The 11,669-nt window shown below is 46.9% G+C and carries 5 protein-coding genes, 12 tRNA genes and 3 rRNA genes; 3 read left to right on the top strand and 17 right to left on the bottom strand.

The features are described from left to right. Window positions 1-84 precede the first annotated feature (84 nt). Window positions 85-345, top strand: a complete 261-nt coding sequence (locus B4U37_RS01585; RefSeq protein WP_392396781.1) for a DUF3243 domain-containing protein — start codon at window positions 85-87, stop codon at window positions 343-345. 202 nt (window positions 346-547) lie between these two features. Next, window positions 548-1,471, top strand: coding sequence for a DUF2268 domain-containing putative Zn-dependent protease (locus tag B4U37_RS01580; RefSeq protein ID WP_088016781.1), 924 nt, complete (start codon window positions 548-550; stop codon window positions 1,469-1,471). A gap of 111 nt (window positions 1,472-1,582) precedes the next feature. Here B4U37_RS01580 and B4U37_RS01575 read toward each other — a convergent pair. The 16 genes from B4U37_RS01575 to B4U37_RS01500 form a co-directional block, all read right to left on the bottom strand. Further along, a tRNA-Asp gene (locus tag B4U37_RS01575) sits at window positions 1,583-1,658 on the bottom strand. Between the two features lie 5 nt (window positions 1,659-1,663). Then, a tRNA-Met gene (locus B4U37_RS01570) sits at window positions 1,664-1,740 on the bottom strand. Window positions 1,741-1,774: 34 nt separating this feature from the next. After that, window positions 1,775-1,891: ribosomal RNA gene (gene rrf, locus B4U37_RS01565) — 5S ribosomal RNA — on the bottom strand. 124 nt (window positions 1,892-2,015) lie between these two features. Next, window positions 2,016-4,947, bottom strand: a 23S ribosomal RNA gene (locus B4U37_RS01560). Window positions 4,948-5,172: 225 nt separating this feature from the next. Further along, window positions 5,173-6,724: ribosomal RNA gene (locus B4U37_RS01555) — 16S ribosomal RNA — on the bottom strand. Together the 16S, 23S and 5S rRNA genes with 12 tRNA genes alongside form the textbook arrangement of a ribosomal RNA operon. Window positions 6,725-6,847: 123 nt before the next feature. After that, window positions 6,848-6,921: transfer RNA gene (locus tag B4U37_RS01550), tRNA-Gly, on the bottom strand. 11 nt (window positions 6,922-6,932) lie between these two features. Next, window positions 6,933-7,006 (bottom strand) — tRNA-Pro (locus B4U37_RS01545). Between the two features lie 16 nt (window positions 7,007-7,022). Beyond that, window positions 7,023-7,099, bottom strand: a tRNA-Arg gene (locus B4U37_RS01540). A 107-nt stretch (window positions 7,100-7,206) separates the two neighbouring features. Further along, window positions 7,207-7,292, bottom strand: a tRNA-Leu gene (locus B4U37_RS01535). Between the two features lie 26 nt (window positions 7,293-7,318). Continuing rightward, a tRNA-Leu gene (locus B4U37_RS01530) sits at window positions 7,319-7,402 on the bottom strand. A 16-nt stretch (window positions 7,403-7,418) separates the two neighbouring features. Further along, a tRNA-Gln gene (locus tag B4U37_RS01525) sits at window positions 7,419-7,493 on the bottom strand. Between the two features lie 152 nt (window positions 7,494-7,645). Next, a tRNA-Val gene (locus tag B4U37_RS01520) sits at window positions 7,646-7,721 on the bottom strand. Between the two features lie 49 nt (window positions 7,722-7,770). Next, window positions 7,771-7,842, bottom strand: a tRNA-Glu gene (locus B4U37_RS01515). Window positions 7,843-7,850: 8 nt separating this feature from the next. Then, a tRNA-Ser gene (locus B4U37_RS01510) sits at window positions 7,851-7,941 on the bottom strand. 3 nt (window positions 7,942-7,944) lie between these two features. Continuing rightward, window positions 7,945-8,019, bottom strand: a tRNA-Asn gene (locus tag B4U37_RS01505). Between the two features lie 160 nt (window positions 8,020-8,179). Next, window positions 8,180-8,653, bottom strand: coding sequence for a SprT family protein (locus B4U37_RS01500; protein WP_088020083.1), 474 nt, complete (start codon window positions 8,651-8,653; stop codon window positions 8,180-8,182). Between the two features lie 326 nt (window positions 8,654-8,979). Between B4U37_RS01500 and cmpA the strand changes: the two genes are divergently transcribed. Beyond that, a complete protein-coding gene (gene cmpA / locus B4U37_RS01495; RefSeq protein WP_088016780.1) occupies window positions 8,980-9,090 on the top strand; it encodes a cortex morphogenetic protein CmpA in 111 nt (36 codons plus the stop codon). A gap of 219 nt (window positions 9,091-9,309) precedes the next feature. Here the strand turns inward: cmpA and B4U37_RS01490 are convergent, their stop codons facing one another. Beyond that, a complete protein-coding gene (locus B4U37_RS01490; protein ID WP_088016779.1) occupies window positions 9,310-11,496 on the bottom strand; it encodes a Tex family protein in 2,187 nt (728 codons plus the stop codon). Window positions 11,497-11,669 lie beyond the last annotated feature (173 nt).

The raw sequence follows: 11,669 nt of genomic DNA, 5'->3' as shown, positions 1-11,669 counted from the left end.
TTAAATTTTAGAGGAGGAATATAAGAAATGGCATACACAGACCGTGAAGCTACTCAAGACAGAGTAGAACGTAAAGTTGAAAATATGGACCCTGGCAAAAAAGAACAGATCCTGGCCGACTTCGATACCTTCAAGAGCTATTTAAGTGACAAAGTCTCTAAAGGAAAGAAAGTGGGTCTTGGGGAAGAACAGCTTGCTATGGCCGCAGAAAAAGTTGCAGATTACTTGGCAAAGCATGAAGATCCTAGAAACAGTGAAGAAAAACTTCTTCAGGAATTATGGAAAGTCGGCGACAAAGACGAACGCCACAAACTCGCACATATGCTTGTTAAACTAGTGGATTAATAGTACTAGTCTAAATATACTTGTTTGTTTAGATGACAAGTTTAAACCAGCCACCTCATTGGGGTGGTTTTTTGTATGGGTAAAATTTCCTCCATAAAAAAATAATAAAAAAGAAGGAATTTGTCATAATTTATAGAATATTTAAACTTGGTTGCCGATATATACTATATAGGGGGCAAATACTATTACAGGAGGGAATACAATGCGCTTTACTAGTTTTTTCTTTTTTCTCATCATGGCTGTAGCATTAACAGGTTGTAACAACGGAGGAACGGAAGCAGATGCCGAAGAGTCAATCGGCTTAGAATACGCCTTCGAAGAAAATGGACAAGAATTTGAGATAATCCACGTGTACCAGTTGTACGAGGCATTCTATGAGGAAGGCCTAAAAGGCGAAGAAGCAACTGCACTGTACACTTCAAGCATCCTTGATGAGGTTGCAGATAGATGCTACAAAGGCGGCGAGTTCGAAACAAATACAGACTATGCTCTTGCTCCACCAAAGAACAGAATTGCCGTTCAAGATAACCTGAAAAGAATGGATACTAAAAAGATCAATGCTGCTGTTAAAGACGCATTAACCAAGTCTTCTAACGAACTGCCACTTGAAGGAAGCAAAACAACTGTATGTGTGTTCCCAACCGATAACAATGCACCGGCTACTTTCGTCACTGCAGGTGTTGGCAAAATCGTCGTATTCTTTGATCGTAATACAACAGACAACTTGCTAAAAGCAGGAGTCGCAAACAAATATCACCACAGCTACTGGGTTGATAACCATTATAACGGCGAAACATTTACCGTTTTAGATAACCTTGTCATTGAAGGAAAAGGAACCATGTTCCAAAAACTTGTTTATCCTAAAATTGATGTAGCACCAGTAGATGAAGAATACAACAAAGACCTCTGGACAAGAATTGAAGGGGAACTTGAAAAAGAAGACGATAAAAAGACGCAAGAAATCTTCAAAGGCGGAAGAAACGGGTTACCGAATCAATATGGCTACAGCGAAAGCTATAAAATGCTGCAATCCTTCGTGAACGCAAATGAAGGTGCATCTATTGAAGACTGGACTGCTGCTACTTCTGAAGAGATCTTGGAAGCACATAAAGCGAATTATAATTGATTGTAGGTTGTATGTAGATGGGATGGGGCCTCAAAACGGGGCTTCATTCTTTTTTGTTTTCTAAAAAAAGACAAAAAAAATAACGAAACCTAGTTTCGCATTTTAAAGAAATGGCGGTCCCGACCGGGATCGAACCGGCGATCTCCTGCGTGACAGGCAGGCATGTTAACCGCTACACCACGGGACCTTATTTGGTTGCGGGGACAGGATTTGAACCTGCGACCTTCGGGTTATGAGCCCGACGAGCTACCAGACTGCTCCACCCCGCGATAATAATATATATGCTATTTTACAAAAGCACTTGCCTGGCAACGTCCTACTCTCACAGGGGGAGATCCCCCAACTACCATCGGCGCTGAAGAGCTTAACTTCCGTGTTCGGTATGGGAACGGGTGTGACCTCTTCGCCATCATTACCAGACAATTACTATTATAATATAACTTGTAGGAAAAATCAAGAAGTTTTTCAACTTTCTTGTTCCTTCAAAACTAGATAATGTGTTCATATCAAGGTATTCATATCGTTCACTTATTTCGATACTTATTGGGTTAAGTCCTCGATCGATTAGTATTCGTCAGCTGCACGTGTCGCCACGCTTCCACCTCGAACCTATCTACCTGATCATCTTTCAGGGATCTTACTTGCCGAAGCAAAAGGAAATCTCATCTTGAGGGGGGCTTCATGCTTAGATGCTTTCAGCACTTATCCCGTCCGCACGTAGCTACCCAGCTATGCCTTTGGCAAGACAACTGGTACACCAGCGGTGCGTCCATCCCGGTCCTCTCGTACTAAGGACAGCTCCTCTCAAATTTCCTGCGCCCACGACGGATAGGGACCGAACTGTCTCACGACGTTCTGAACCCAGCTCGCGTACCGCTTTAATGGGCGAACAGCCCAACCCTTGGGACCGACTACAGCCCCAGGATGCGATGAGCCGACATCGAGGTGCCAAACCTCCCCGTCGATGTGGACTCTTGGGGGAGATAAGCCTGTTATCCCCGGGGTAGCTTTTATCCGTTGAGCGATGGCCCTTCCATGCGGAACCACCGGATCACTAAGCCCGACTTTCGTCCCTGCTCGACTTGTAGGTCTCGCAGTCAAGCTCCCTTGTGCCTTTACACTCTGCGAATGATTTCCAACCATTCTGAGGGAACCTTTGGGCGCCTCCGTTACTCTTTAGGAGGCGACCGCCCCAGTCAAACTGCCCACCTGACACTGTCTCCCAGCCCGATAAGGGCTGCGGGTTAGAATTTCAATACAGCCAGGGTAGTATCCCACCGACGCCTCCACCGAAGCTAGCGCTCCGGCTTCTCAGGCTCCTACCTATCCTGTACAAGCTGTACCAAAATTCAATATCAGGCTACAGTAAAGCTCCACGGGGTCTTTCCGTCCTGTCGCGGGTAACCTGCATCTTCACAGGTACTATAATTTCACCGAGTCTCTGGTTGAGACAGTGCCCAGATCGTTACGCCTTTCGTGCGGGTCGGAACTTACCCGACAAGGAATTTCGCTACCTTAGGACCGTTATAGTTACGGCCGCCGTTTACTGGGGCTTCGGTTCAAAGCTTCGCTTGCGCTAACCTCTCCCCTTAACCTTCCAGCACCGGGCAGGCGTCAGCCCCTATACTTCGCCTTACGGCTTCGCAGAGACCTGTGTTTTTGCTAAACAGTCGCCTGGGCCTATTCACTGCGGCTCTCTCGGGCTTTAACACCCTAACAGAGCACCCCTTCTCCCGAAGTTACGGGGTCATTTTGCCGAGTTCCTTAACCAGAGTTCTCTCGCTCACCTTAGGATTCTCTCCTCGCCTACCTGTGTCGGTTTGCGGTACGGGCACCATACTCCTCGCTAGAGGCTTTTCTTGGCAGTGTGAAATCAGGAACTTCGGTACTATATTTCCCTCGCTATCACAGCTCAGCCTTAATGAGAAGCGGATTTGCCTACTTCTCAGCCTTACTGCTTAGACGCGCATATCCAACAGCGCGCTTACCCTATCCTTCTGCGTCCCCCCATTGCTCAAACGGAGTGGAGGTGGTACAGGAATATCAACCTGTTATCCATCGCCTACGCCTTTCGGCCTCGGCTTAGGTCCCGACTAACCCTGAGCGGACGAGCCTTCCTCAGGAAACCTTAGGCATTCGGTGGAAGGGATTCTCACCCTTCTTTCGCTACTCATACCGGCATTCTCACTTCTAAGCGCTCCACCAGTCCTTACGGTCTAGCTTCAACGCCCTTAGAACGCTCTCCTACCACTGTTCGTAAGAACAGTCCGCAGCTTCGGTGATACGTTTAGCCCCGGTACATTTTCGGCGCAGAGTCACTCGACCAGTGAGCTATTACGCACTCTTTAAATGGTGGCTGCTTCTAAGCCAACATCCTGGTTGTCTAAGCAACTCCACATCCTTTTCCACTTAACGTATACTTGGGGACCTTAGCTGGCGGTCTGGGCTGTTTCCCTCTTGACTACGGATCTTATCACTCGCAGTCTGACTCCCATGGATAAGTCTTTGGCATTCGGAGTTTGACTGAATTCGGTAATCCGATGAGGACCCCTAGTCCAATCAGTGCTCTACCTCCAAGACTCTAACACATGAGGCTAGCCCTAAAGCTATTTCGGAGAGAACCAGCTATCTCCAGGTTCGATTGGCATTTCACCCCTACCCACACCTCATCCGCTCACTTTTCAACGTGAGTCGGTTCGGGCCTCCATTCAGTGTTACCTGAACTTCACCCTGGACATGGGTAGATCACCTGGTTTCGGGTCTACGACCACGTACTCATGCGCCCTATTCAGACTCGCTTTCGCTACGGCTCCGTCTCATCGACTTAACCTTGCACGTAATCGTAACTCGCCGGTTCATTCTACAAAAGGCACGCTATCACCCATTAACGGGCTCTAACTACTTGTAGGCACACGGTTTCAGGATCTATTTCACTCCCCTTCCGGGGTGCTTTTCACCTTTCCCTCACGGTACTGGTTCACTATCGGTCACTAGGGAGTATTTAGCCTTGGGAGATGGTCCTCCCTGCTTCCGACGGGATTTCTCGTGTCCCGCCGTACTCAGGATCCACTCAGGAGGGAACGAAGTTTCAACTACAGGGTTTTTACCTTCTATGACGGACCTTTCCAGATCGCTTCATTTACCCCGTTCCTTTGTAACTCCATGTTGAGTGTCCTACAACCCCAAGAGGCAAGCCTCTTGGTTTGGGCTAATTCCGTTTCGCTCGCCGCTACTCAGGAAATCGCGTTTGCTTTCTCTTCCTCCGGGTACTAAGATGTTTCAGTTCCCCGGGTCTGCCTTCCATACCCTATGTATTCAGATAAGGATACTGCTCCATTACGAGCAGTGGGTTTCCCCATTCGGAAATCTCCGGATCAAAGCTTACTTACAGCTCCCCGAAGCATATCGGTGTTAGTCCCGTCCTTCATCGGCTCCTAGTGCCAAGGCATCCACCGTGCGCCCTTAATAACTTAACCGTTGACCAATATGGTCATGTGTCGATATCAGCGATGATATCTATAAAGAAAATTACTAAGATGAACGATATTCTGTGAATATCTTGATATTAGTTACATTATCTAGTTTTCAAGGAACAACTGGGACAATTCGTAAGAATTGTCTAAGGATAAATCCGAAGATTTATCTACATTGAGAGAATGCTCTCTCAAAACTAAACAAAACAACAAGCGTACATTCCTTAGAAAGGAGGTGATCCAGCCGCACCTTCCGATACGGCTACCTTGTTACGACTTCACCCCAATCATCTGTCCCACCTTAGGCGGCTGGCTCCAAAAGGTTACCCCACCGACTTCGGGTGTTACAAACTCTCGTGGTGTGACGGGCGGTGTGTACAAGGCCCGGGAACGTATTCACCGCGGCATGCTGATCCGCGATTACTAGCGATTCCGGCTTCATGCAGGCGAGTTGCAGCCTGCAATCCGAACTGAGAACGGTTTTATGGGATTGGCTCGACCTCGCGGTTTTGCTGCCCTTTGTACCGTCCATTGTAGCACGTGTGTAGCCCAGGTCATAAGGGGCATGATGATTTGACGTCATCCCCACCTTCCTCCGGTTTGTCACCGGCAGTCACCTTAGAGTGCCCAACTGAATGCTGGCAACTAAGATCAAGGGTTGCGCTCGTTGCGGGACTTAACCCAACATCTCACGACACGAGCTGACGACAACCATGCACCACCTGTCACTCTGTCCCCCGAAGGGGAACGTCCTATCTCTAGGAGTGTCAGAGGATGTCAAGACCTGGTAAGGTTCTTCGCGTTGCTTCGAATTAAACCACATGCTCCACCGCTTGTGCGGGCCCCCGTCAATTCCTTTGAGTTTCAGTCTTGCGACCGTACTCCCCAGGCGGAGTGCTTAATGCGTTAGCTGCAGCACTAAAGGGCGGAAACCCTCTAACACTTAGCACTCATCGTTTACGGCGTGGACTACCAGGGTATCTAATCCTGTTTGCTCCCCACGCTTTCGCGCCTCAGTGTCAGTTACAGACCAGAAAGTCGCCTTCGCCACTGGTGTTCCTCCAAATCTCTACGCATTTCACCGCTACACTTGGAATTCCACTTTCCTCTTCTGCACTCAAGTCCCCCAGTTTCCAATGACCCTCCACGGTTGAGCCGTGGGCTTTCACATCAGACTTAAAGGACCACCTGCGCGCGCTTTACGCCCAATAATTCCGGACAACGCTTGCCACCTACGTATTACCGCGGCTGCTGGCACGTAGTTAGCCGTGGCTTTCTGGTTAGGTACCGTCAAGGTGCGAGCAGTTACTCTCGCACTTGTTCTTCCCTAACAACAGAGCTTTACGACCCGAAGGCCTTCATCGCTCACGCGGCGTTGCTCCATCAGACTTTCGTCCATTGTGGAAGATTCCCTACTGCTGCCTCCCGTAGGAGTCTGGGCCGTGTCTCAGTCCCAGTGTGGCCGATCACCCTCTCAGGTCGGCTACGCATCGTCGCCTTGGTGAGCCGTTACCTCACCAACTAGCTAATGCGCCGCGGGCCCATCTGTAAGTGATAGCCGAAACCATCTTTCAATAAAGAACCAGGAGGTTCCTTATATTATCCGGTATTAGCTCCGGTTTCCCGAAGTTATCCCAGTCTTACAGGCAGGTTGCCCACGTGTTACTCACCCGTCCGCCGCTGACCTTTCAAAAGCAAGCTTTTAAAAGGTCCGCTCGACTTGCATGTATTAGGCACGCCGCCAGCGTTCGTCCTGAGCCAGGATCAAACTCTCCAATAAAGAGTCTGAGCTTTTGCTCAAAATTTGCTAGCTTGTGTTACTTAAAATCATTTTGTCGTGTTCCGAAGAACCGACGTTATGACGCTGTTGTTTTGTTTAGTTTTCAAAGATCATTCAATATTATGGAGCGGGTGATGGGAATCGAACCCACGACATCAGCTTGGAAGGCTGAGGTTTTACCATTAAACTACACCCGCAATATTCAATATCGGGAAGACAGGATTTGAACCTGCGACCCCTTGGTCCCAAACCAAGTGCTCTACCAAGCTGAGCTACTCCCCGTTTACTTTAAAAGTAATGGCGCGCCCGAGAGGACTCGAACCCCTAACCTTTTGATCCGTAGTCAAACGCTCTATCCAATTGAGCTACGGGCGCTTCATATAAGTTGTTTATTTGATGTCCCTCTCAGAGGCGACTTAACTATAATATCAAATCCAGCATTTCGTGTCAACACTTTTTCGGAATTATTTTTTCGGTGTTTTTGGTGCGGCCGAGAAGAGTCGAACTTCCACGGGGTTGCCCCCACTAGGCCCTCAACCTAGCGCGTCTGCCATTCCGCCACGACCGCGAAAATGAATGGCTAGTATAAATGTATGGTGCGGGTGAAGGGACTCGAACCCCCACGTCAAAGACACTAGATCCTAAGTCTAGCGCGTCTGCCAATTCCGCCACACCCGCATACATGTTATAAAGTTGGCTGGGCTAGCTGGATTCGAACCAACGCATGTCGCAGTCAAAGTGCGATGCCTTACCGCTTGGCTATAGCCCAATGAATATGCTCCGTGAATTTAACTTCTTAGAGTAAGCTACATGAGCTTACACCGCAGATATTATTTTGTCTATTTCTGAAGGAAATAGGCGGAATAATATCGACACTAAAATCCACTTCACTCTCAAAGTATAAAGGAAACAAAGTCCCTCTGGTGGAGGATGACGGGATCGAACCGCCGACCCCCTGCTTGTAAGGCAGGTGCTCTCCCAGCTGAGCTAATCCTCCAGATAGAAATGGGAAACAAAACAAGAATGTTTTGCATCCCACTTTGTAGTGACCCGTACGGGATTCGAACCCGTGTTACCGCCGTGAAAGGGCGGTGTCTTAACCGCTTGACCAACGGGCCTTAATAGATGGCGGAGAAGGAGGGATTTGAACCCTCGCGCCGCTTACACGACCTACACCCTTAGCAGGGGCGCCTCTTCAGCCACTTGAGTACTTCTCCATTTGGCTCCACCAGTAGGATTCGAACCTACGACCCTTCGGTTAACAGCCGAATGCTCTACCGCTGAGCTATGGTGGAATAAAAACGGTAATAATTAAGTTCTTTCGTCGCAACCGACTGCTTTTATTTTAATAAGCTTGTACTTAAAAGTCAAGTTTTTTCGGAACAAAAATGATATATTATCATAATTGTCATCCAGCCGTTTTTTAAAACAGCGACTAGAATAAATTATCATATTTTATAGTTGTGTGTCAACAAGCTTTTCTATTTCTCTTAACTTCCCTCTACATTTTCCACATCTATACTTGTTTGTATTCACTCTTCTTACTCTTTTGTATTGCAGGTGGCAATCCACACATTCATATATACGAAAAGTTTTCGGCTTGGATGTAGTTGTATGAATGGGCGTACAGAATCTTGGTGCCCCGACTTTTTTAAGTAAGAATCGGAAATCAGCATCTCGGTGTTTATAGCCTTTACCTTGAATGTGCAGGTGGTAGTGGCATAGTTCGTGTTTGATGATGCCTACTAGCTCGTCCATCCCTAGTACATCGTAATACTTTTTATTGATTTCAATGTTACTTGTGGAAGTGAGGTATCTTCCGCCGGTTGTTTTCAGGCGATGATTAAAGGAAGCTTTGTGAAGGAAAGGTCTGTTGAAATGCTTTAGGGAGATTTCTTCTATTAACTTCTGTAGTTCTTTGTCTTCCATGTGTCTTCCACCTTTCATTCGAACCCTCCCCATTATACTGCATAGTATAGAAAAAAATAAGTCATTAATGTTAGGCTGTTTTCTATAGGATTGTTGTTTTCCTTTTGAAATTTTGCCTCCTTTCCGCTGCAGGCACTCGCTTTCCGCGGGGCGGTGCTTGAGCCTCCTCGCTGCACTGTGGGGTCTCAAGTCTACCGCTACCTCCCGCCGGAGTCGAGTGCCTTCCGCTCAATCCACTCATACACTCACTAACTTGCAACAATCTTTACCTAAACAGCCCCGCATTATGAGCCTTCAAGTAAAAGATTGAAGGAGGTAGTGAAAAGATGCCGACTTGGTTTAGGAAGCAGATGCAACGCGCATACCTGGAGAAAGATCGATATCAGATAAAAATGTTGAATCAGTGCTGGTTTTTCTATCATAAGAAGAATAGTTGAAAATGAAATAACCTAGTTGATTGAAGTGGAAGGCGCGTAGACGCCCGCGGGAGGAAGGGACAGGTGAGACCCCACAGGCGCAAGCCGAGGAGGCTCACGGACCGCCCGCAGGCAAGCGAAGCGCCTGGAACGGAAATCAACAGTATTTATGTGTTCATATATTTTAAGAAAACCCCCGACAACCTGTTTGCATGGTTGTTCGGGGGCTATTTTATCTTCTTAGACTTCTTGCTTTTCCGGTTGCAGCATGGTCAAGGATACCCGTCCTTTGTTTACTTCCACTCCATCGACCCAGACAGTGACAATATCACCGACAGAGACAACGTCAAGCGGATGTTTTACAAAGCGATCGCTCAGTTTTGAGATATGGACAAGGCCGTCTTGCTTTACACCGATATCAACAAATGCGCCGAAGTCCACGACATTTCTGACTGTTCCTTCTAGTTCCATTCCTTTTTGCAGATCTTCCATTTTCAATACATCCTGTTTAAGAAGCGGGGTAGGCATATCATCACGAGGATCTCTTTCCGGTCTGATGAGAGAATCGATGATGTCCTGAAGAGTAATAGGACCGATGTTTAAGTCCTCGGCAAGCTTTGCCACATCTACATCTTTCAGCGCCTGCTGCAGCTTTTCCGTTCCGATTTCTTTTTCAGACGTTCCTAATTGCTTCAATAACTTCTTAACATCGCTATACGTTTCCGGGTGGATGCCCGTTCTGTCCAGCGGTTGTTTTCCGTCTATAATTCTTAAGAAGCCGATACATTGCTCATAGGTTTTCGCCCCTAGTCTCGGAATACCTTTTAGGTCTGACCTGCTAGCGAACTTCCCTTCTTCTTCCCGCTTTTTCACGATATTAGTAGCAACGGTCTTTGATAATCCTGCTACATATTGCAACAAAGAAGAAGATGCGGTGTTCACATTCACGCCCACTTGGTTTACAACGGTTTCTACAACGAAATTCAAGGATTCCGCTAAACGCTTTTGTGCCACGTCATGTTGGTACTGACCGACTCCAACCGATTTCGGGTCTATTTTCACAAGCTCCGCCAACGGGTCTTGCAGTCTGCGGGCAATAGAGACAGCACTTCTTTCTTCCACTTGAAGATCCGGGAATTCTTCTCTCGCCAAGTCAGATGCGGAATATACACTCGCACCCGCTTCATTAACGATCAAGTAAGAGATGCTCTTTCCGCTTTGTTGGATGACATCTGCTAGTAATTGCTCCGTCTCCCTTGATGCCGTCCCATTTCCTATTGCCACTACTTCAATTTTGAACGTGGATAGTACGTCTAATAGCTTATTAATGGACTCTTCTCGTTTCTTCTCCCCAGATGTATGCGGGTAGATGACACTTATATGAAGAACTTTGCCTGTTTCATCGACTACCGCAAGTTTGCAACCTGTTCGATAAGCAGGGTCCACCCCTAAAACCACTCGTCCTTTAAGAGGTGGTTGAAGAAGGAGGTTTCTTAAGTTCTCCGAGAAAATATGGATGGCTTGCTCTTCCGCTTTCTCTGTCAGCTCTTTTCTGATTTCACGCTCTATCGCGGGCTCAATCAATCTCTTATATCCATCCGCAATTGCTTCCTTTATGAGAGGTGTAGCAATGGAAGTTTCTCGTTTAATCACTTGGCGATTAAGGTATTCCACGATTCTTTCTGCTGGAGCAGCTATGGAAATTCGCAAAACTTCTTCCTTTTCTCCGCGGTTCACTGCTAAGATTCGATGCGGTAGGATTCGTGAGATCGCTTCTTCATACTCGTAATACATCGCAAAAACTTCTTTTTCGTCTTTCTCCGCTTTCTTAACGGCTGATACGACCTTGCCTTGTTTATAGGTAACGTCGCGGATATATTGTCGATAAGTTGGTTCATCAGAAAAGGTTTCCGCAAGAATATCCTTTGCTCCTTCTAATACCTCTTCAACGGTTGCAACTTCTTTTTCCTTTGAGAAAAATTCTGCCGCTTTTTCTTCAAGGGAAGGGGAGGACGGGAACGTAAGCAGCCACTCGGCATATGGTTCCAATCCCTTCTCTTTGGCAACGGTCGCTTTTGTGCGTCGTTTTTGTTTGTATGGACGGTAGAGGTCTTCCACCTGTTGTAGTTTGGTTGATTTTAGAATGCTTGCTTTCAGTTCTGGTGTGAGTTTCCCTTGTTCCTCGATGAGGCGGGTAACTTCTTCTTTTCTATTTTCAAGGTTTTGTATGTATTGCCATTTTTCCATGATAGCTCTGATTTGTACTTCGTCTAGAGAGCCTGTTTGTTCTTTTCGGTATCTGGCGATAAAAGGAACGGTGTTGCCTTCTTCTAAAAGTGCTATTACTTTCTTGGCTTGTCCTTTTGTCACTTCTACGTCTTTCACTAATAGGTTGACCAATTGCTCATTTTTATCGTTCCATTCCAATTTTGTAGCCTCCCAACATATTAACCCATCTTCTATTTTAGCAAATTATTCGGACAAAGAAAAAAGACTAACATGGAAATGTCAGCCTTGGCTTAATTGAAAACCCTAATATTTTTAAAATATCCTCTAACTGTTGATCTCCGTTCCAGGCACTTCGCTTTTCGCGGGCGGTC

Source organism: Sutcliffiella horikoshii, assembly GCF_002157855.1.
GTDB classification, from domain to species: Bacteria; Bacillota; Bacilli; order Bacillales; family Bacillaceae_I; genus Sutcliffiella_A; species Sutcliffiella_A horikoshii_C.
The sequence above is the reverse complement of the archived record's forward strand: the minus strand, read 5'-3'. Positions and strand labels throughout refer to the sequence as shown.